We start from the raw sequence: 21,889 nt of genomic DNA on the forward strand, positions 1-21,889 counted from the left end.
TGTGGCGTGCCAAAGTTGAAAAGATAATGTAATAAGTGACTTAGCTATTTTGTGCAACTGGTGGTGTTAGTGTAAGTGCAAAATATATGTGCAGTTGATTGCACAAGAAGTGCACGCTCACCTGCTTTTTGCAGTGATTGGCCGTCTGCTTAGAAAGATCCAGATGCAAGGCGTGGATAGGGAGTGATGGTGCTTTATTAAAATAAAAAAGGAGGCCCGGGGAGGGGCCTCCTTATAACAGGGGGGAGGAGTGTTCTATTTCTATGCAGGGGATGATGGGATTATATATTTAGACTAAGAGTTCCAGTGCCCTCTGTGGTCATTGCCGTGTCTGTTCCCTTTGCGGGGACCGTCGTCATCAAAGCCGCGACCACCGAAACTGCCGCGTAATCCGCGCATGGGCATATCAATTCCTGTGGCTGTTTCAAGTTCTTCATTGACCTGCTTACGGAGGTCATAGCTTTTAGTTCTGAGTTCAACCATTTCCTTAACCAACTTGCTGATGGTTTTCTGGTCGGCCTTGCCGGAATCGACTAGTGCGTTCAGCTCGGTGCGTTTGGCCCACATTTTGGTTTTAATGGTCTGGAATTCGTCTTGGTGCTTCTGGAAGATGGCTTTTACTTCCTGCTGTTTTTCAGGGGTAAGCTGCTCGAAGATCTGGCGGGGACCGTTATGGTATCCATCGTGGTTGCCTTGGTGAAATCCGCCGCGGGCCATTGCTGTTCCGGCCATGGCCATTACCATAATTGCTACTACGGGAATCACGATTTTCTTTTTCATAGTTCTCTCCTTGGAGTGGTATGAGTTCTTGTTGCCTCGTAATTCCCTTAAAGCACAGCCCGTGCCATTTTCTGTAAGGTGTTAAACCTGTTGAATTTATGGTTAAATATCTACCCGCTTAGTCTGAAAATGGTTATGCAAAGACCTGCGCAAACATGCACATCTTGTGCAGAATTAATGTTAAAATGCACTTATAAAACTTAATGTTTCTAAAGAGTTCTGCCGTCTTCCAGTAAAATCGTATCCTTAGCCATGCTGGCGTGAATGCGCTCATGGGTGACCATGGCTATGGTCAGCCCTTCATCATTAAGATTTTGGAGGATTTCCATGATTTCATTGCCGGTTGCCTTATCCAGACTGCCGCATGGTTCGTCCGCAAATAATATGGAAGGAGATTTCACCAAAGCTCTTGCAATGGCTACACGCTGCTGTTCACCCCCGGAAAGCTGTCCCGGCAGGCGGTTTTCCTTGCCGCTTAGCCCTACCCGTTCAAGGCAGTTCAGGCCGTGCTCAAATGTTTCACGGCTGGCCGGACTGATACTGTCCAGAAAGGGTAGAAGCACATTTTCGTGGGCGGTCAGGTAAGGAAGCAGATGGTGGGACTGGAAGATGATGGAGAATTCCTCTTTCCTGAGCTTGTCGATCTCTGACCCGGACAGAGAAGTAATTTCGCGGTCTTTAAAGTAGACTGTTCCCTGTTCCGGGCGAAGCAGGCTGGAGATAACGCTCAGCAAAGTAGATTTACCGGACCCGGAGCGGCCGACAATGGAGGTGAATCCACCTTCGGGGATATTGATTGAAACATCGTCCAGTACAGTTACAGCTGTGGTCCCTTCACCGTAACTATGGGTAATTGATTCTGTTTTAAGCATGGTTGTCCTTACAGTGAAACAAGGGTTCTTGATGGATCAACGCGGGTGGCGCGAAGTGACGGGATAGTGGCTGAGAGAACAGCCAGTCCTGCAACAGCCAGAAAAGTGATTCCAAAGGCCAGCGGGTCAAAAGCTATTTCAGCTTCCCCCATATTCAGGTTCTTGAGAATTTCTCCACTGGCGAAGAAACCGCCCAGATAACCGAGAATTCCTGAGATACAACCCATGAGAAGTGCCTCAAGGCAGAATATGGAAAAGACCGATCCTGTGGAAAAGCCCAGTGAGCGCATGAGACCGATTTCGGTTTTGCGTTCATTCACTGCCGAAAATATGGAAAGTCCGATCATAAAGCAGGCGGTGAGCAGGATTACTCCGCTTACGGTCCAAGCCATTTGATTCACAAAGCCGATGGCGGACATGCGTTGCTTAACCACATGTTGCAGGGCTTTTACTTCCGCACTGGGGACAACCTTGACGATCTGCTGTACTATTTCATCAATGGGACAACCGGCGCATAAAGCGGCAACCTCAATAAAATGAACGGCTCCGGGCCGCCCCACACTGTTGCGCAGCAAGTCGATGTCCATGAAGATAACGTTATCGTCTTCGGTTCCGGTGGGGTCGAGGATTCCGGCGGTCAGGAGTTTATTTCCTTCTATCTCAAGTGTGTCTTCAGGTTTTATCCCCAGTTTATGGGCGGCATTGAAACCGAGCAGGATTTCATTTTGATTTTCCGGGAAGCGGCCCAGCGGGTACCAGTGTGTTTTGATACTCAATTCATCAGCCATGCTGACCCCGACAACCGCGACCTGCTGCCCTTTCACTTTAGAAATGGCGGCGAATTTGGGTGCAACAGCACTGAGTCTTTCCTTTAGTTCAATAGACCGGATCGATTTCAGTACCGGAGTTCCGTCCAGTTCATGAGATCCGTAGGCCACGTTGCCGAGGTCCAGACCGCCGTAGCTAACCGAAAGGGATTCGGTTTTCGGGGTGATCAGTATGTTGGCCCCGAATTTACTCATTTTTTCTTCAAGACTGTTACCCACGACCGTGGAAAGCAGCTGGATGGAAACCACGGACATGACTCCCACAGTGAATACCGCGCAAAGCAATATTGTGCGCAAGGGTCTGCGTCCAAGGTTGCGCAAAGGGATGGTGAAAAGGTTCATCTGTTGCGCTCCTTAGAAGTATATGGCTCCGGACCTGACTGCATCCAGAGAAATTACAAGCTTATCATCTTTGGTCTGTCTTTCAAGCGGTGATGGGTTGCAACCGCCTTTAACCACATTGATGCGCGTGGAATGAAAGCGCATGCCGCAGTTGTTGCAGACCATGAAATCTCCCTGCTGGGAATATCCTTTCTTAGAGCGGTAGCAGACATCACAGGCATCAAAAGCAGCCCTGATAATTCCGTCTTTGCTACGCACTACAAAGAAACGGATTTCTTTTCCGTCCAGATCTATTGAGTAGTAGTGTGCTTTCCCGTCATTTACTTCATTAATGGGAATGGTCAGTTCCTGCGGTCCTATCTCCATTCCTGCAAAGCCAGCTGAAGGCAGCAGCATGAATGCCAGCAGCAAAATCATTTTTTTCATGAAAACTTCTCCTTTTTAAAACTATACCGCAAAGGTATGCAATTAGTGTGCAAGGGTAGTTATTTCAATAAATAATGATTTTGATCAGTGAATTTATGAGATATGTGCAGGATTCTTGTGCAATTGAATTGCACAAGTTTTGAAGGGGGACTACTTTTCGTTAAGCCACTGGTGCATGCCGCAGCTTTTACACTCAGCACAACCGTCAGGCGGGCAGACTGGAGTCTTCTCGGCTTTTTGGAACCGTTGCCATTCTCGCCAGAGGTAAGACTTCTTTACGCCGGTATCGATGAAGTCCCAAGGCAGGGGAGCATCTTTATCAAGTTCTTCGTCAACAAATCGTTGAACATCGCCCTTGTAGAATTTTGAAGCTTTTTTCCAGCCGCCGTTTTCCGCAGCATAGCTGATGAATTCAGCAAGAGATTCGTCGCCCCGTGAAAGTATGCCCTGCAAACGGGCCTGAAAGGGGGAATCTCCTGAAAATGCCATGCCCTTGTATTTCTTGGTCAATCCCTTGATTTTGGAGAGTACATTTTTAAGTTCTTTTTCCGAAGGCATGGGTGCCCATTGTAGAGGTGTCCACGGTTTGGGGACAAGGCAACTGGCTCCGAAGGTGATGCGCATGAATTGCTTTTTCTTCTTGCCTTGCCCGCGCTTGCGGGCTTCATCCATTTTTTCGAGCATGAGGGCCAGTTCTTCGTAATCTTCTTCAGTCTCATCGGGCCAGCCCACGATAACGTAGACCCGCAAATGGTTGACTCCCTTGGCGGCGCAGAGTTCCACTGCGCGCAGGAAATCTTCTTCCTCAAGGTTTTTGCTGGCGGCATCACGTAACCTTTTACTGGCTCCTTCGAGGGCAAGGGTCACGGTGCGGACGCCTGAAGCGCGCAGGATATCCAGCAGTTCCTCGGTCAGCCCATCGGCGCGGACAGAAGAGAGGGAAAATTTGGTCTTACGTTTTTTGAGCCATTCAATGTAGGGGATCAGGTCCGGCCAGTCGGTGAGGGCAGTACCAACCAATCCCACTTTGGGCGGGTCGGCTAGTTCCACAATCTTTTTGAGCTGGTCGATGGATGCGTGCCGGGGCGGACGGTAAATGTATCCGGCGGCGCAGAATCGGCATCCGTAAGGACAGCCCCGGTTTACTTCCACAAGGAACATGTCCTTGAAGACCGCTTCCGGGCTGATGAAACAAGAGTATGCCGGTTCGCTGAGTAGGGGAACTCCGTGACCTTCAGCAACCGGTCCCGGAGGGAGTATGGCCCTGCGGACTTGACCTTTGGTCATACCGGGAACGTAGACGCCGTCCCGGTCTTTGATCAGGTCCAGAAATTCTTTTTTGCTTCCCCCGTCGTAAATATGCTGCTTCAGTTCGAGGCACAATTCTTTCAAACCCGCTTCAGCCTCGCCCACCCAGAAGAAATCAAAGAAGGGGGCAATCGGTGCGGGATTGAGGAAGGCCACCGGACCTCCGCCCATGACCAGCGGGAAGTCCGGGCGTTCCGCAGCTAATGGCGGAACGCCCGAATCTTTCAGCATCCGGACCAAGTGGAGGTATTCCTCCTCAAAGTTGACACTGAAACCGATCAGGGGAAACTCGGACAGTTCTTTGTCACTGTCCATGGAAACAGACGGTTTGCCCGGTTCGCCAAGAAAGAATCTTTCCACCGCAAGCTCCGCGTCCGGAGCAAGCAGACGATAGACAGCCTGCCAACCTAAGGTTGAGAGTGCAGACCCCTTCCGTCCGGCGAAAACAAGAGCCGTGGGCAGACGGCCTCCTGTTTCTTCAGGCGAGGGTTCTTCCTTTCCGTAATAGAAGAATTCATCAGTTACGGACATGGGTTATTCCCGGTGCGGACCGTTTGGCCCGTACTGTTTCCGGTATATGTTCATCGCAATCAGGATTAGTCTGCCTGCTTGCGGATGAAGGTCGGAACTTCAAAATCATCGTCATCGTGGAAGATGAATTCTTCTCCACCGGAGTTAGCTGCCTGTTTGGGCTTGAGCTGTACAGGTTCAGGATTTCCTGCCGCTTCAGTGGGCTTGCTTGCGGTGTGGCGCAGGTAAGCGGGAATGGAGCGGTCTTCTTCAGCATGGGCACTGCCCATCTGGCGTACGTTGGTGGCTTCCTTGTTTTTTGGAGCCATGCCTCTGGGAGTCAGGTTCGGACGCTGGGGCTGACCGAAAGACTGCTGCTCAACGGGCGGTGCCACGGGCTGTTCGCCTGCGGTGTCGATGCCGGTGGCAATAACTGTGATGCGCATTTCATCGCCAACTTCAGCATCGAAAACAGTACCGAAGAAGATCTGTGCTTCCTCGTGTGCTTCTTCATAGATGATGTTGGCTGCTTCGCTGACTTCATCAATGGTCATGTCAGGGGAGCAGGTGATGTTGATGAGTACACCTTTTGCGCCTTCAATGGAAACATCTTCGAGCAGCGGGCTGGTGATGGCTTTCATGGCTGCTTCACGGGCTCTGTTTTCGCCCCGTGCAATACCGGTACCCATAAGGGCGAGACCGGAGCTGGACATAACAGCCTGTACATCTGCGAAGTCAAGGTTGATCAGACCGTGAACGGTGATCAGGTCGGCAATACCTTTGACGCCGTAGTAGAGGACTTCATCAGCTTTTTTCAGCATTTCAGAGAAAGCTGCTTTTTTGGCGGCAAGCTGGAGCAGACGGTCATTGGGAATAGTGATGATGGAATCAACAACACTTTTGAGTTCCTCAATGCCTTTTTCGGCCTGCAACAGTCTGCGTTTGCCTTCGAAATAAAAAGGTTTGGTTACAACTGCAACAGTCAGCGCACCTGCTTCTTTTGCAATTTCTGCAATAACGGGTGCTGCGCCTGTTCCGGTTCCGCCACCCATACCGGCGGTTACGAAGACCATGTCGCAGTCGCTTACGAGTTCGCGAATCTGGTCAACGGATTCAAGGGCTGCATTTTTACCCACGTCGGGGTTGGCTCCTGCGCCGAGGCCTTTGGTCAGTTTGTCGCCGAGCTGGATTTTGTATTCGGCGAGGGACTTGTTGATGTCCTGTGCATCGGTGTTAGCCACGATAAAGCGCACACCGGAGAGTGCAGACTGAATCATATTGTTGATAGCGTTACCGCCACCACCACCACAACCGATAACCTTGATCTTTGCGTGACCGTCGTTTTCAATTTCCATGTAATCCATCATCATTTTGATTTCCCCTGTTAAACATTTTGCTGATAACTTTTCCGTGATCGGGGTCGGAAAAGAGCTTCATGCCTTGGTTCATCTGTATAGCCCGAGTTCCGGGCAATCGCCGACCTTCAACGGCGATACGTATCATTTACGCGATGTCAGTGAACCATTTTCGCATCCTGCCCAGAATGCGGTTGAAAACATTTTCGTCACGGATTCTGAAGACTTGCTCGGAGCTGCCTTCTTTTTCCGCGCCGTACATGAGCAGTCCCACTGCTGTGGCGTATTTGGGACTGTTGACAACATCCTTAAGGCCTCCCATGCCTGCGGGATAACCGATGCGGACCGGCAGATCGAAAATCTGCTCCGCCAGTTCTTGCATTCCATCCACGAGGGATGTTCCGCCGGTGAGCACTACCCCGGCTGCGATCATGTTCTTGTAGCCGCTGCGGACCAGTTCCTGATCCACAAGGGCCATGATTTCTTCACAGCGCGGTTCGCAGATTTCAGCCAGCACCCTCTTGGACATTTTGCGGTGATCACGGCCGCCTACGGAAGGCACGTCAATGGTCTCGTCAGTGGTGACCATATCGGTAAGCGCAGTTCCGTATTTGACTTTGATCTGTTCCGCAGACCCCATGGGCGTTCTCAGCCCGAATGCAATGTCGTTAGTCAGGTTGTTACCGCCTAGGGCGATAACAGAAGTATGTTTAATCGAATCATTGGCGAAGATTGCCAGATCAGTGGTACCACCTCCGATATCCACGATGGCAACGCCGATCTCCCTTTCCTCTTCGGAAAGTACGGCCTTGCTGGAAGCCAGTGATTCAAGAACGATGTCGGAAACGTCCAGTCCTGAGCGATGGCAGGAACGGATAATATTCTGTGCGGAAGTGACCGCGCCGGTGACGATGTGGACCTTAACTTCAAGGCGCACACCGGCCATGCCCAGCGGATCGGCAATGCCGCGCTGATCGTCAACAATGTATTCCTGCGGCAGGGTGTGGATCACTTCCCTGTCCAGCGGAATGGCTACAGCCTTGGCTGCATCGATAACCCGGTCTACATCCTTCTGGGTTACCTCGCCGCCTTTAACAGCGATTACGCCGTGGCTGTTGAAACCTTTGATGTGGCTGCCGGCGATGCCCGCATATACGGAGCGGATTTCGCAACCAGCCATGAGTTCAGCCTCTTCAAGAGCTTTCTTGATGGACTGAACTGTCTGCTCAATGTTGACCACCACGCCTTTGCGCAGTCCGGTGGACGGGGCTGTACCGATGCCGACTATGTCGACTCCGTCCGCGGTGGGTTCTCCCACAACCGCGCAGATCTTAGTGGTGCCGACATCTAGGCCGACGATCAGATCAGACTTGGACATAACTTTTTTCTCCTCATCATCCTTGTAAATTCGGGGTATTGCCAATTGCGGCAATCATTTCCCGGAACTGCGTTTTTCAACCCAGACCCTGTTTTTCCCGGTTGAAATGACTGCCACGTCCCTGAACTCTCCCCTGTTCTTGAGGTCGTTCCATACTGTGTTCAGGTGTGAAAGCTGTTCTTGCCAGTTGTCCAGACCCAGCAGCACCGTGAGGCCGAGTCTGTCCATAAAAATTTCCATGCGGTTGCCGCCTTTGATGTCGATCCATGCAATCTGGCCCGGATCAAAGGGTAGTTCCCGTTTACTGAGCTTGTCCATGAATTCCGGCAGAATAGCAGCCTTGTCCATGGCTTCGGACTCGATGTTCAAAAACGGCAGGGAGCTGAATTTTCCCGGTGCCAACGGGGCGATCAGTTCGCCGTTGCTGTCGCAGTAATAAAGAGCGTCATTGTGGCGGACCATGAAGCGGGGCTTCTTTTCTCGTACGTGAATCTGCATCTTGCCGGGCAGTTGCCTTCTGATCGCAGCGGATTTGATCCACTGGTTATCGCTGAGCCTGTTTTCCACTTCGCTGATGTTCACAGCGAGGCTGTTTTTGTTCAGGCTCACATCGGCAATAGAGAGAATTTCACCGTAACTTAAGCGATGGTTTCCGATGACCTTGATATCTTGCAATGCAAAGTAGGGCAGGGCAGTAGCCCAGCGATACCCGGCAAGACAGCCGATACCCACAATAGCCAGTACCAGCAGGCAGGCCCCGGAAATGCAGAGCTTGCGCAGCAGCATACCCAGTGTTTGGGAGAACGACTGCGAAGGATTCTTGCGTTTCTTGGTCTTGTTGCGGCCTGTGCGTTTCTTGCCTGATTTGGCAAGATTCAGCCTGCTTTTGTTCAGTCCTGCTACGCTCATGACAGTATTATGACCTCCGGCTTTAAAGTGACGCCGAACTTATCAGACACGGCTTCGGTTGCCTGAGACATGAGTTCCAGTGCCTGAGCTGCGTTGCCGCCTCCCTTGTTTTCAAGGAAGTTGGCGTGCATTTCGGAAAAACCCATGCCGCCGAGGTTTCTGCCTCTGAATCCGGCGTCGTCCAGCAGCTTGCCTGCGCTGTATCCTTCCGGATTCTTGAAAACGCACCCTGCAGTCTTTGCTGTGACCGGCTGGGTGGCCTTCTTTTTTTCAAAAATTTCCTTAATCCTGCTGCGGACTTCTGCTTCAGTGGAGCGGGAAAGTTCAAATTCAACTTCCCAGACTAGAAAGAATTCGTCTTTATTTTCTAGTCCGATTGAAAAGTGACGGTAGCCCCACGTAAGTTCCTCAACATCCTTCCAGAAAAGTCCCTTTTCCGGGGTCCAAATACGGACCCTCTTTACGGAAGCCTGCATGTCGGTTCCGTATGATCCGGCATTCATGGCGACAGAGCCGCCCACGGAGCCGGGAATACCGGCCAGCCCTTCCATGCCGGAAAGACCGTTTTTAATGAGCACTGAAAGTAGTCCCGGTAAACGCATGTCAGCAGGAACACGCACGCTTGTTCCGGAAGCTGTTGCAGAGATTTGGGCCTCTGCTTTACGTTCACAGGCCACTTGTACAAGGGCGAGGTTAAGCTCCCCGTCCCCGGCAAGGATGTTGCTTCCTTCACCAATGGCCAGCAGGTCAGAATCTTCGCGCTCTACAAAGCGGGAAAGCTCGTCCAGCCCGGCTTCGTCGCGCACCTTAGCCAGAACGCGGGCGTTTCCGCCAATGCCTAGTGAGGTGAGCTGAGCCATGCCCGGTTTATGAAGCAGTTCCAGTGTCATATAAATCTTTCCGCTACAAAGCTGTTATTTCTTCCGGTTTGAGGACTTTTTCGCCGTCCTCTTCCAGATATTTTAAAAACTTTTCACCAACAGTATAAATTGATCCCGCACCCTGAGTGATGAAAAGGTCACCTGGCTTAAGGATATTGGGCAATTCGTTCTGCATCATTTCAAAGTCCGGGTAAAAGCGGACCTTGGTATCGCTGACCTGTCTGACACCCTGAGCCAGTGACATTCCGTTTACACCCGGAATGGGGTCTTCTGATGCAGGGTAGATTTCAGTGAGCAGCAGTTCATCGGCCTTTTCAAAGGTTTTGCAGAATTCACCGAACAGGGCCTGTGTGCGGGTGAATCTGTGCGGCTGGAAAGCTACAACCAGTCTGCGCTGCGGGAAACAGGACTTGGCGGTCTCAATGGTGGCCTGAATTTCTGCTGGATGATGACCGTAGTCATCAACCACGAGGATTCCCTTGGATTCGCCTTTTTTCTCAAACCTGCGGCCTACGCCCATAAAGTTAGAGAGCCCCTGCATGATGGGTTCTTTTGCCAGTCCGGCCTCAAGGGCTACGCCGATGGCACCGAGTGCATTGAGCACATTGTGTTTACCCGGCTGGGCAAGGGATACTTCGCCCAGAGGTTCATCATCAAGGTAGACTTTGAACAGGGAACGTACTTCGCAAGAAAGAATTTCCGCACGAAGTCTGTTTTCCTTGCCAAGGCCGTAGGTCAGACAAGGACGTTTGATGGAGGGCAGCAATCTCTGCACGCCTACATCATCGCCGCAGACCACGTTCATTCCGTAGAAGGGAATGGAGTTCATGAATTTGCGGAATGCTTCATCAATAGCTTCTTGGTCGCCGTAGAAATCAAGGTGGTCTTTGTCCACATTGGTAACCACAGTGATGATGGGCGAGAGACAGAGAAATGATCCGTCAGATTCATCCGCTTCGGCGATAAGGAATTGTCCGTCACCAAGGCGGGCATTACTGCCGAAGGTGTTCAGCCTGCCGCCGATGATGACTGTGGGGTCCAGTTCGGCTTCAGTGAAAATTGTTGCCAGCAGCGAGGTGGTAGTAGTCTTGCCGTGAGTTCCCGCCACTGCGATTCCAGTGCGCAGACGCATGAGCTCTGCCAGCATTTCCGCTCTGGGAATTACGGGAATACCCAGTTCGTGGGCTTTGACCAGTTCCGGGTTGTCATCGGAAATTGCTGTGGACTTAACCACTACATCGGCATCGGTAACGTTCTCTGCGCCATGTCCGATATAGACCTGCGCTCCCATCTTGAGCAGACGTTTTACAGGTGCGCCTGCGGCGAGGTCGGAACCTGTTACGGTGAAGCCCATGTTGATCAATACCTCGGCAATGCCGCTCATGCCTGAGCCGCCGATGCCGATCATGTGGATGTTGCCAACTCTGCTGCGCATGATGGGACATGCGGTGTCCGTTACTAAGGGTACACTTGGTCCTTCTGCTGCGATCATGCTGCACCTCTCACTGTTTTCATTCTAATAATATCTCTAACGCCTTCCGCGATAACGGAGGCCGCATCAGTCCGGGCAAAAGAAAGGGCCTTGCTTTCCATTTCTTTCAGCCTGTCCTGATCCGCAATCAGTTTAATAATTTCGTCTGCCAGTCTTTGCCCGCTCAGTTCATTTTGCGGAATAAGTTCTGCCGCGCCCAGATCAGCCAGAGCACGGGCGTTCCCGGTCTGGTGGTCGTGAGTGGCGTGCGGAAAGGGGATAAATATGGCTGGCTTACCCGCTGCCGCAATTTCAAAAACAGTGGATGCCCCGGACCTGCATACTACGAGAGATGCTTCACCATAAGCTTCGCCCATGTTGTGGATGAACGGGGAAACCGGATCGGTATTCATGCCGTTCTGGGCGTATGCCTTGCGGACTTTTTCAAAGTCTGCTTTTCCGGTCTGGTGGCGCAGGCTGATGCCTGCTTCCTTCAGCTCGGGCAGTCCGGCGATAACAGCATCATTGATGGCTGCCGCGCCTTGACTTCCGCCGAAGACCAGAACCGCTTTTTCGTTTGCACTGTGGCCGGAGTCGATAATCTCTTTACGGACCGGATTACCCACCACAATAGTTTTAGCAGCGGGGAATGATCCGTTTCTATCCTCAAAGGAGGCGAAAACTTTTTTTACAACCTTGCCTAGAATACGGTTGGTTACTCCGGGGATGCTGTTTTGCTCGTGGATCGCCGTGGGTACCTCCAGTATCCGAGCTGCCAGTACCGGGCAGAATCCGGCGTATCCGCCGAAACCGATAACCGCATCAGGCTTGAAGGATGCAATCTCCTTCAGAGATCTAACCAGCGCAGATACGATCCAAAGCGAACTGAAAACTTTTTTAATTCCACCGCCCAGAACACCTTTTGCCGGGAGTCCCTTGAAGGTAATTCCAGCCCTCTCGACCATTTCCCGTTCCGGCCCTTTACCGCCGAGAAAGAGTATCTCGCAGTTAGGGAAGCGGGTTTTAATCTCATGGGCAACGGCCAGTGCGGGGAAGACGTGTCCCCCGGTACCGCCGGTGGTCAGGACGATACGTTTCATCAGACTTTCCCCCTTGAGAGATTGAGGAGAATGCCTGTGCAGATGCAGGAAACTATCAAACTTGATCCGCCGTAGCTGACGAAAGGCATGGGCACGCCCTTGGGCGGTACGGTTCCCATGACCACAGCGAGGTTCAGGCTGAAGCCAAGCGCAAGCATGATAGTTAGTCCGTAGGCGGTGAAGCGGTCCTGCAAATCATCTTGTGCCAGCGCGATTTTAAATCCGCGCCAGATAAGGAAGCCGATGACCGCAAATACAGCCAGCACACCGATAAAGCCTAGTTCCTCACCCACAACTGCCATAATGAAGTCGTTGTGTGCTTCGGGGAGGAAGAAAAGTTTTTGTTTACCTGCGCCCAGTCCCTGGCCGAAAACATTACCCGATCCGAATGCGTAGAGGGACTGCACCAGTTGGTAGCCTTCTTCGTGTGCGGACTTAAAGGGATCAATAAACGCGGTCATACGTTTGAGCCTGTACGGGGAACTGGTGATGAGCATATATCCGGCTCCACCAGCGAAAACCAGTGATGTCAGCAGGTAGCTGACCCGGGTTCCACCCACCAGACTCATGAAAAATAAGATCATGCACAAGAAGACCGAACCGCCGAAGTCCGGCTGCATCATCAGCAGCAGGCAGAGTACTCCGGTAATGGCGTAAGGAGGCAAAAAGCCAACGCTGAAGGTCTTAATAAGCTCCTGTTTGCGGGAGAAGAAATAGGCCAAATAGAGAACCAGTGCGGGTTTGCAAAACTCCAGCGGCTGAATGCGCAGCGGGCCCAATGCTATCCAACGTTTCGCACCGCCCGCAGCTACTGAGAGTGGTGAAAAGTCGCAAAGAAGTAAAAGCACGAAAGCAGCCATGAGCCAAACATAGACCATGTTGTAGAAAAAGGCCTTGGGCAGACGAGAGCAAATGTACATCATGCAGGTTCCGGCCACGAGAAATACCGCCTGCTTCTTGAAGAAGAGGTACTTGTCGTCAAAGAAACGCTCAGCCATGATGCCACTGGCGGAAAGGACCATCATCAGTCCGAAGCAGGCCAGCAGCAATGCCGCAGCCAGCAGCCAGTAATCAAGGCGTTCAGGTTTACCGGAGAGGTTCTTTTTCTTATTCAAGAGAGTTCCTCCATGATTCTTTTAAAATCATCGCCTCTGGCATCGTACCCGGTGTAAGCGTCAAAGCTTGCTGTTGCCGGGGAAAGCAGGATGGTATCTCCCGCTGTTGAGTTTGCAAAAATGGCACGTACTGCTTTTTCAAGATTTTCGTGCCATGAAATTTTAAATTCATCCTTGAGGGCAGGCTCAAAATGTTCTCGTCCTGCTCCGAAAAGTCCTACCTCAGCTACTTTGCCGCGCATGGCCGGGATAATTTCGTTTACATCTCCGCCTTTGAATACGCCGCCCAGCAGCAAACGGACCGGGCCGTCAAAGCTGTTCAGGGCCGCACGGACTGCATCGAGATTGGTGCCTTTGGAATCATTGATAAAGCGAACGCCGTCCACGGAGCCGATATCCTGAATACGGTGCGGCTTGCCGACAAATGTTTTCAGTCCGGCTTCAAACTCTTCACGGGTCAGCCCGATTTTTTCCAGTGCCAGCCAAGCCGCTTCCATGTTCAAGCGGTTGTGCTTGCCGGGAAGATTGGGCTGTTCTTCGAAGCTGGAACCGTCAAACCACTTAACCTCGGCCTTGGTAAAACTGGCCGGATTAAGCTCATCTTTCATATGCGCGGGCAGGATCGCTAATTCATCTTCACTCTGGCGTTCGAAAATTTTAAGCTTAGCTGCAAGGTACTCATCCATGTCCTCATGGTAGTTGAGGTGGTTGGGAGCGATATTAAGCAGAATAGCAGCCAGTGGTCTGAACAAGCGGCAGTTCTGAAGCTGGAAGCTTGATACTTCGAGCACCAGCACGTCAGCCTCTCCGTCATCAGCAATAAATTCGGAAAGGGGAGTACCGTAGTTGGCCCCGGCAAAGGGTTTACGGCCGGATGCTTCCAGAATGTGCTTGATCAGTGCGGTTGTTGTTGTTTTGCCGTTGGTTCCGGTGATAGCTATCTTGGGTTCATTGGCAAACCATGAGGCCAGTTCCAGCTCGGAAATAATGGCCCGTTCAGGAAGGTTACCGATAAACGGAACAATATTGCGAGCCGGAATTCCGGGACTGGCTACGATCACATCCGCTCCGGCGAACTGTTCTTCGCAGAACGGTCCGGTCATGAGCTGGGCGTCCGGTCCGAGATCTTTGAGGATGTCTTTGCTCAGGTTCTCGTTGCTGTCCACAATGCGCACGGTAGCCTTAAGCTTGTGCAGCAGTTTTGCTGCGGCAAGGCCTGATCTTCCGGCTCCGGCGACTACTGCCAACCTTCCGGTGAACATGCGGGTCGAGGTGACCTGTTCTACAAATGCGCTGTCCATAACATCCTTTACCTGATCTTCAGGGTACTCAGGGCCATAAGGGCCATTAAAATAGAGATGACCCAGAATCTGATAACAATCTTGGATTCCGGAATTCCCTTGTGTTCAAAATGGTGGTGTAGCGGTGCCATGCGGAAAATCCGCTTGCCGCCGCTGACCTTGAAATAACTAACCTGCATGATTACTGAGATGGTCTCGAAGACGAAAACCCCGCCGACGATGATCAGCAGCAATTCCTGCTTACAGAGTACAGCGACAAAACCGAGCACGCCGCCGATGCTGAGTGATCCTACATCACCCATGAAAAGCTGCGCCGGATATGCGTTGTACCAGAGGAAACCAAGCCCCGCGCCCACAAGTGCACCGCAGAAGACGGTGACCTCACCCACGCCGGGAACATGGGGGACATTTAGATAGCTGGCCATGCCCACGTGTCCGGCGATGTAAATAAAAAATGCATAACAGGTGGCACTGGTGATGGAAGGCCCGATAGCCAGACCGTCTAGTCCATCCGTAAGGTTGACTCCGTTGGATGCCCCGATCATGACCAGCAGGGCAAACGGAAGATACATCCAGCCGAGGTTCGGAGTAAAATTCTTGAAAAAAGGCACCGCCAATTCCGTGGAATATGCGGGCTGCATGATCAGGAATCCCACTGCTGTTCCAGCTACCAGCAGCTGGCCTAAAAGCTTGGCTTTGGGGGAAATACCCTTATTCTTCTTGCCTTTGATTTTGGTGTAATCATCCACAAAACCAACCAGCCCGAATCCGGCAAAGACCAGCATGGTCAGCCAGACATAGACATTGGTCAAATCTGCCCAGAGCAGGGTGGAGACCAGCACACCAAATCCCAGCAGCAGGCCGCCCATAGTCGGGGTTCCGGCCTTGCATTTGTGCATTTCACCCACTTCGTCTTGAATGTACTGCCCGCATTTAACTTTTTGCAGCCAGCGCATCATCATGGGCCCGAGTACGATTGTAATGACCAGCGCGGTCAGCAGGGCGTAGATGGAGCGAAAGGTGATGTAGCGGAATACGTTAAGTGCACCTATTTGCGCACTCAAGGGGACTAGAAAATGATAAATCATGCTTTGTTTCCTCCGGTCTCCCCATTGATGTCATTGTTAAGTGCGTGGAAGTAATCTTCCATGCGGCAGGACCTCGACCCTTTAAAGAGGACTACCGCATCGCTGAGACCCAGTTCGTGTATTCCGTTCAAAAATTCAGCAGGCTTGTTCACCGGAACCAAAGTAGAGCCGTTGGTATTTGAGGCTACTTCGGCGTAGTGTCCGCCATGGTAAAATGTTGCGTCCGGATTCACTGAAGCGATCTTGATGCCAAGGTCGCAATGCGCACACCCGGCCTCTTCGCCCAGTTCCAGCATATCTCCGAGTACCAGTACCAGCGGCCTTTCTCCGGCAATACGCTTGGCAGTGTCGATGGCCCGGTTCATGGATAATGGATTGGCGTTGTATGAGTCGTCGATAAGTGTCCATTCGCCGTGGGTGTGGCAGTGAAATCTCTGCTTGGGCAGTTCAACTGTTGCCAGTCTTTCGGCGATATCTGTAAGCTCCATACCCAATTGGTGAGCCGCACAGGTTACGGCGGCTGCGTTTTCCGCAAAGTGGGAACCGCAGGTGGGCAGGATCACTTCTGCTGTTTCTGCACCGGCCTTGATCAGGAACCTTCCAGAACCGTCAGGCAGGGTGTGCAGCAAGGTGCTGTAGTATTCTGCATTTTCATCCTGAGAGGAAAATGGAATGGACGCGGTGATTTCATTTGCCGCATTCCAGAGCAGTTCGTGATCCTTGCAGCACAGGGCTTTGCCTTCGGGGCGGATGTATTTGAAAAGTGATGATTTCTGAACAGCCACATTTTCCAGCGAACCAAGGCCCTCGAGGTGTGCGGGGCCGATGTTATGGACAATAGCCATATCGGGCTGGGCAATGGGACCAAGCTCGCCCATGTCGTGGGGCAGGCTGATGCCAAGCTCCATGACCCAGTAAGTTTCCTCACCGGTTGCTTCAAGCATGGAAAGAGGCAGACCTAGCTGGTTGTTCAGGTTCATGAAATTTTTATGCACAGATCCGGACCCGGAAAGTACGTGGGCCAGCATCTCTTTTACGGTTGTCTTGCCTGCTGAACCTGTAACGGCGATCATGCGGGCCTTGGATTTCATACGCCAGTATGCGGCAACCCGCCCGAGGGCCTGAACAGTATCACGGACCATGATGATCGGCTTATCTGCAAGCTCGGGCATGAATTGGGAAACAACAACCGCAACCGCTCCGGCTTCAAGAGCCGCTTCGGCAAAGTTGTGACCGTCGAAATTTTCCCCTTCAATGCAGAAGAAGACATCGCCTTTTCCCACCAGCCTGCTGTCAATGCGCACGGCTGCGATTTCGATGTCTGCCGCAGAGGGTAGATCACTGCTCCCCATGAGCTGTTCTTCGAGTTCAGACAAAGTCAGCTTCACCCGTAAATCTCCTTGATTGCCTTTGAGACTTCCTCGCTGTCGCTGAAGTCCCTCTTTTCTGTTCCGATAATTTGATATGTTTCGTGACCCTTGCCCGCGATGAGAAGCACATCCTCCGCAGTCATTTCTGCAACCGCTTTCCTGATGGCCTCGGCGCGGTCAACTTCTTCGATTATATGATCACAGCCCCTGAGACCGGGACGTACATCTTCGATAATCAGCATGGGATCTTCGGTGCGCGGGTTGTCCGAGGTCAGCACTGCCACATCTGAATAACGGCAGGCTGATTCAGCCATGAGCGGACGTTTGGCCCGGTCGCGGTCTCCGCCGCAGCCGAACACGCTGATGACCCTGTTGAAATTAAGGTCTTTCAGGGTGCGCAGGACGTTGTCCAGTGCATCCGGGGTGTGGGCGTAATCCACGAAAATATTGAGTCCTTGATCGTTACGGACCCGCTCAAGTCTACCGGGTACACCGTCAAACTCTTTGAACACGTCCATTTGGTCCGGGGTAAGGCCCATGTGCAGACCGATGGCCTGTGCTGCCAGCAGGTTGGAACCGTTGAACTTACCGATAAGGTCAGTTTCAATTTCCCACTGCTCTCCGTCGCAGGTCATTTTCAGACGCATACCGTCACCGGAGCAGGAGACCATTTCTCCGCACAGGGATTTGCATCCAGTGGCGCAGCTTTTGTCCATGCCGTAACCGATGGCCGGGGAATAGCATTCCAGCAGACGTCTGCCGAAGGGATCGTCAAAGTTGATGATGCCCCGTTTAAGTGCGCTGGGATAATGCTGGAAGAGCAGGCATTTGGCTTTGAAATATTCTTCCATGTCTCCGTGGTAATCGAGGTGGTCCTGTGTGACGTTGGTGATTACCGCAGCGTCAAAGTTTAGTCCGCAGACTCGGTTCTGGTGCAGGGCGTGGGATGAAACTTCCATGACGGCAACATCCACGTCAGCCTTATTCATTTTGGCGAGCATTTCGTGCAACTGCCAGCAGCCGGGGGTGGTCAGCGGTGCTTCCTGTTCGAACCCGGGCCAGCGATAGCTGACTGTGCCGAGTACGCCCACCTTTATTCCGGCAGAGGAAAGAAGCTGTTCGATGAGGTAAGTTGTGGTGGTTTTGCCGTTGGTTCCGGTTATGCCGATCAGTTTGATTTTGGTGTCGCCGGTCTTAAAGTAGGTCATTGCCAATTCGCCCAGAGCTTCACGGGGGGAGGGGTGGGTGATCAGCTCAGCGGAATCGGTGAAAACTTCTTTCTCACAAATGATGTAGGCGGCACCGTTTTCAAGTGCCTGGGGTACGAAATCAGCACCATCACGCAAGGGCCCGGAGATGGCGACAAATACATCACCTTCCCGGACTTCCCGCGAATCTGTCTGGACCATCAACCCATCGCTAACCTTGGCGAGGAGTGCGTCCCATTTGGTTTTGTTCAATACTGTTTTCGACATAAAATTTTCCTTTAACTAAGAAACCCAGAGAACCATTTCCGCCTTCTTGTCTTCAGGCCATTTGTCGCCTGCGGCAGGAAGTTGTTTGGTTACAGTCATCCCCTGACCTTTCAGTTTGGGAACAAAGCCTTTCTGGACCAATATTTCAATTGCCCTGCGAATGGGCATTCCTTTCAAATTAGGAACCGTGTCCCCGGATGCGGTTATCTTTACCGGGGTGGCCCTCAATGCCTTTTGGGGCATCGCAGTAAAAGTCTGACCTGCGGCCATGACCGGTGTGGGCTTACGGTGCTCCGGCAGCTTGCCGTAATAGGCAAGGGTCTGGGTCATGATCTTTTTAACCGCCGGAGCCACAACTGTGCTGCCGTAGTGGTTCGGCTTGGGATCATCCACCATCATATAGACGATGTAATCCGGGTTGTATCCCGGAACCAGAGCCACAAAAGATGCTATGTATTCTGTGCCGTAGCCACCTTTGCTGTGTGCCTTCTGGGCGGTTCCGGTTTTGCCTGCAACGGTGGTTCCTCTGATTCTGGCTTTGCGTCCGGTTCCGTCGTCCTGCACAACTTCGCGCATCATGGAGAGTACTTTTTCAGCTACTTCAGCACTGAAAATGCGCTTGGGTGCTTCCTCTTGTTCGGAGTGGGGGTATTGCACTAGCTTAATCGGTTTTTCAAGCCCCTTATTGGCAAGAGTGAGATAACCTTTTGCCATCTGTACGGTGGTTACGCCAATTCCCTGCCCGAATGATATGGCGGCAAGGTCAATTTCATTCCACTTGGCGGCCGGGCGGATCAAACCTTTGCGGTCTCCAGGAATAGGCAGTCCGGTTTTGCTTCCGAACCCGAGATCGGAGATGAACTTATGGTAGTTCTGCGCTCCAAGTTCCAAACCTATCTTGGCACAGCCGATGTTACTGGAATAGCGCAGGATTTTGTGCACCGGCAGCCACCCTTCCTTATGGGTGTCTTTGATGTACTTGCCATTGATTTTCCAGCGTCCATTTTCACAGTCAAAGAGCTTTTCCGGGGTCACAACCTTGTGTTCCAGTGCCGCAGCCATGAGGAATGGCTTGAAGGTTGATCCCGGTTCGGCAACGTCGAGAGCCGCACGGTTCCTCCAGATATTGGGGGAGCTGGTGCGGAAAATATTTGGGTTGAAGCGCGGGCAATTGGCAAGGGCCAAAATATCACCTGTAGCTACTTCAACTATGATTGCGGAGCCTCTCTTACCATTGTATTTCTTTACCGATTCAGCCAGTGCGTTTTCAGTCACCGCCTGTAGGTGCGAATCAATGGTCAGGTGGATGTCCTTGCCGCGGACATCCATTTCACGGCCCATGGCATCGAGGTACAATCTGCGTCCCGATGCATCGCGCTGCACAACGAATTGCGCCTTGCGTCCTGCAAGACGGTCATTAAATTTCTTTTCAAGCCCTTCAAGTCCGTTACCGTCGATCCCGGAAAAACCCAGCAACTGTCCAGCCAGATAGTTGTTGGGATAGAGTCTGACATATTCCGTGGTCAGGTATACGCCGGCCAAGTCAGCTTTTATGATCTTTTGGGCGATGCGGTCATTAATTTGCCGTTTGATCCAGATAAAATTCGACTTTCTGGACAGTTTCTTTCTCAGCTTCGCTTTCGAAATACCGAGAATCTTTGAGAGCTTGTAAGCCGTGCCGTCCACATCGGTAACCTTGACCGGGCGGATGTAAACGGATGAAGATTCCACGCTGGTTGCCAGCAGGTTGCCGTTGCGGTCATAAATGGAGCCGCGTTCACCGCGTTCAAGCTCAGCCGCAAGGTGCTGGCGGGAGACCATGCGTGAGAGATCGGCTCCCTTGAACAATTGCAGCCATGCCGCCCTGCCCAAGAGACCTGTCCATACAAGGGCAAAAAGGACCATGACGAAGAGCAGCTTTGTTCTGCTCGCCTTCAGGCTTTCTTTTTTCCTTTTAGCCATTGTTTGGGGCTCCCTGTTTTATAACTATGGTTTCGATTTGTTCGCGGGTCTTCTTATCTGCCCTTGCGAGGTCGGTCCGAAACCGTATTTTTTTGCCAGCTCCCTCAATCTTATTGGAGAGAGCAGATTGTTTCTTTCTACCTCCAGCTTTGCGGCCAGAGCTTCCTGTTCATCGAGTTTTTTTTCCATGCGGATCAGGTCGTAAGCTTTGTCGACCCGCTCGATGTTCAGCCAGACCGAGACCAGCCCCAGTATGAGAGCCGATCCCATGGTCAGGGTTAGGGCCATGGCTATTCCCTTGGAATCAGCTTTCATGGCGGTTTACCCGTCCTCCCCGGTCCTTTCGGCTACGCGGAGTTTTGCGCTGCGGCTGCGGGTGTTGACCTCCATCTCTTCCTCGGTGGGAAGGATGGGCTTTCTGGTCAGCACATTCATCAGCTTAACCTTCCCGCAGGTGCACATGGGCTGCATGGGCGGGCAGTCGCAGTTTTGTGATTGGGCTTTGAAGGTCTTTTTTACAATCCGGTCTTCCAAAGAATGGAAGGATATGATCGCAACCCTCGCACCGGGATTAAGTCTTTCCGGAATCCGATCAAGGAAGGTTTGCAACTCTTCCAGTTCGGAATTCACGGCAATGCGCAACCCCTGAAATGTTTTGGTCGCCGGATGGGTCCGGGACAAGGCCCTGCGTTTGGCCGGATAAGCCTTCTCTACAATGGAGGCCAGTTGCAGGGTGGTCGTTATCTTTTTTTCTTCCCGAGCTGTGATAATCGCCTTGGCGATTTTCGAACCCAGTGGTTCTTCTCCGTACAGCTTAAAAATTCTGTTTAAGTCGGAGTACGAACCTTTATTAATAATAGAAGATGCCGGGGGCATGCCGCCTGCCGGGTCCATACGCATATCCAGCGGTCCGTCCTTGATGAAACTGAACCCGCGCTCGGCATGGTCCAGATGGAGGGAGGAAACGCCGAGGTCAAGAACAACCCCGTCAATTGTGTCCCAGCCCAGCTCATTAAGGGCAGCCTCAAACTTGCTGAAAGCAAGATGGAATCTGTGCGCGCGATCACCGAAAGGCGCAAGACGTTCTCCAGCCAGTTCGAGTGCCTGTTCGTCCCGGTCCAGCCCGGCCAGCTCGGCACTTTCGCCTGCGGCTTTAAGGATTGCACTGGAATGCCCGGCCATGCCGAGGGTACCATCAAGGTAGCGGCCTCCGGGTTTGGGAGCCAGCCAGTCAATGACTTCGTTCAGCAGAACGGATGTGTGGACCTGTTCAGGTTTTAATTTCTTGCTTTCCATAATTTCCTGATCCAAAACTATTGTCGGTTTTGACCGTAACTCTGGGGGGAGCAGGGGCAAACCAATGGCGGTTTTGAAAATCAAGTTTAAAAAATCAGTATGTAGATGCGTCAGTGGCGCGAA

At 52.0% G+C, this 21,889-nt stretch carries 19 protein-coding genes; all 19 read right to left on the reverse strand.

Going from position 1 to position 21,889, the window contains the following annotated elements; genetic code table 11:
* Positions 1 to 294: 294 nt before the first annotated feature.
* Entirely contained in the window at positions 295 to 780 is a 486-nt protein-coding gene (locus D0S45_06950) for a periplasmic heavy metal sensor (GenBank protein TIH17389.1), read from the reverse strand.
* Between the two features lie 209 nt (positions 781 to 989).
* A complete protein-coding gene (locus D0S45_06955; GenBank protein ID TIH17390.1) occupies positions 990 to 1,652 on the reverse strand; it encodes an ABC transporter ATP-binding protein in 663 nt (220 codons plus the stop codon).
* Between the two features lie 8 nt (positions 1,653 to 1,660).
* Positions 1,661 to 2,821, reverse strand: coding sequence for an ABC transporter permease (locus D0S45_06960; GenBank protein ID TIH17391.1), 1,161 nt, complete (start codon positions 2,819 to 2,821; stop codon positions 1,661 to 1,663).
* Between the two features lie 12 nt (positions 2,822 to 2,833).
* Positions 2,834 to 3,247, reverse strand: a complete 414-nt coding sequence (locus D0S45_06965; GenBank protein ID TIH17392.1) for a DUF2318 domain-containing protein — start codon at positions 3,245 to 3,247, stop codon at positions 2,834 to 2,836.
* A gap of 150 nt (positions 3,248 to 3,397) precedes the next feature.
* The gene (locus tag D0S45_06970; protein ID TIH17393.1) at positions 3,398 to 5,086 is read right to left on the reverse strand and encodes a radical SAM protein; all 1,689 of its coding nucleotides are present in this window, start codon (positions 5,084 to 5,086) and stop codon (positions 3,398 to 3,400) included.
* Positions 5,087 to 5,151: 65 nt separating this feature from the next.
* Positions 5,152 to 6,429, reverse strand: a complete 1,278-nt coding sequence (ftsZ, locus tag D0S45_06975) for a cell division protein FtsZ (GenBank protein ID TIH17483.1) — start codon at positions 6,427 to 6,429, stop codon at positions 5,152 to 5,154.
* A gap of 139 nt (positions 6,430 to 6,568) precedes the next feature.
* Positions 6,569 to 7,798: a cell division protein FtsA gene (ftsA, locus tag D0S45_06980; protein TIH17394.1), complete on the reverse strand. Its 1,230-nt coding sequence runs from the start codon at positions 7,796 to 7,798 to the stop codon at positions 6,569 to 6,571.
* 54 nt (positions 7,799 to 7,852) lie between these two features.
* Entirely contained in the window at positions 7,853 to 8,707 is an 855-nt protein-coding gene (locus D0S45_06985) for an FtsQ-type POTRA domain-containing protein (GenBank protein ID TIH17395.1), read from the reverse strand.
* Positions 8,704 to 9,597 carry a UDP-N-acetylmuramate dehydrogenase gene (gene murB / locus D0S45_06990; protein ID TIH17396.1) on the reverse strand — a complete coding sequence of 298 codons (894 nt, stop codon included), beginning with the start codon at positions 9,595 to 9,597 and terminating at the stop codon, positions 8,704 to 8,706. Before murB ends, D0S45_06985 begins: the two co-directional genes overlap by 4 nt.
* 13 nt (positions 9,598 to 9,610) lie before the next feature.
* Positions 9,611 to 11,023, reverse strand: coding sequence for a UDP-N-acetylmuramate--L-alanine ligase (locus tag D0S45_06995; GenBank protein TIH17484.1), 1,413 nt, complete (start codon positions 11,021 to 11,023; stop codon positions 9,611 to 9,613).
* Between the two features lie 53 nt (positions 11,024 to 11,076).
* On the reverse strand, positions 11,077 to 12,159 hold the full coding sequence (murG, locus tag D0S45_07000) for an undecaprenyldiphospho-muramoylpentapeptide beta-N-acetylglucosaminyltransferase (protein ID TIH17397.1): 1,083 nt from the start codon (positions 12,157 to 12,159) through the stop codon (positions 11,077 to 11,079).
* A complete protein-coding gene (ftsW, locus tag D0S45_07005; GenBank protein ID TIH17398.1) occupies positions 12,159 to 13,274 on the reverse strand; it encodes a putative lipid II flippase FtsW in 1,116 nt (371 codons plus the stop codon). The genes murG and ftsW overlap by 1 nt, the downstream gene beginning before the upstream one ends.
* Entirely contained in the window at positions 13,271 to 14,575 is a 1,305-nt protein-coding gene (gene murD, locus D0S45_07010; GenBank protein ID TIH17399.1) for a UDP-N-acetylmuramoyl-L-alanine--D-glutamate ligase, read from the reverse strand. The genes ftsW and murD overlap by 4 nt, the downstream gene beginning before the upstream one ends.
* Before the next feature lie 8 nt (positions 14,576 to 14,583).
* Positions 14,584 to 15,663, reverse strand: a complete 1,080-nt coding sequence (locus D0S45_07015; GenBank protein ID TIH17400.1) for a phospho-N-acetylmuramoyl-pentapeptide-transferase — start codon at positions 15,661 to 15,663, stop codon at positions 14,584 to 14,586.
* A complete protein-coding gene (murF, locus tag D0S45_07020; protein ID TIH17401.1) occupies positions 15,660 to 17,051 on the reverse strand; it encodes a UDP-N-acetylmuramoyl-tripeptide--D-alanyl-D-alanine ligase in 1,392 nt (463 codons plus the stop codon). Before murF ends, D0S45_07015 begins: the two co-directional genes overlap by 4 nt.
* Entirely contained in the window at positions 17,048 to 18,508 is a 1,461-nt protein-coding gene (locus D0S45_07025; protein TIH17402.1) for a UDP-N-acetylmuramoyl-L-alanyl-D-glutamate--2,6-diaminopimelate ligase, read from the reverse strand. The genes murF and D0S45_07025 overlap by 4 nt, the downstream gene beginning before the upstream one ends.
* Positions 18,509 to 18,523: 15 nt before the next feature.
* The gene (locus tag D0S45_07030; protein TIH17403.1) at positions 18,524 to 20,470 is read right to left on the reverse strand and encodes a PASTA domain-containing protein; all 1,947 of its coding nucleotides are present in this window, start codon (positions 20,468 to 20,470) and stop codon (positions 18,524 to 18,526) included.
* Between the two features lie 24 nt (positions 20,471 to 20,494).
* Positions 20,495 to 20,785, reverse strand: a complete 291-nt coding sequence (locus tag D0S45_07035) for a hypothetical protein (protein TIH17404.1) — start codon at positions 20,783 to 20,785, stop codon at positions 20,495 to 20,497.
* Positions 20,786 to 20,791: 6 nt separating this feature from the next.
* Positions 20,792 to 21,766, reverse strand: a complete 975-nt coding sequence (rsmH, locus tag D0S45_07040) for a 16S rRNA (cytosine(1402)-N(4))-methyltransferase RsmH (GenBank protein TIH17405.1) — start codon at positions 21,764 to 21,766, stop codon at positions 20,792 to 20,794.
* Positions 21,767 to 21,889: the final 123 nt, after the last annotated feature.

The organism is Marinifilum sp. JC120, from assembly GCA_004923195.1.
GTDB lineage: Bacteria > Desulfobacterota > Desulfovibrionia > Desulfovibrionales > Desulfovibrionaceae > Maridesulfovibrio.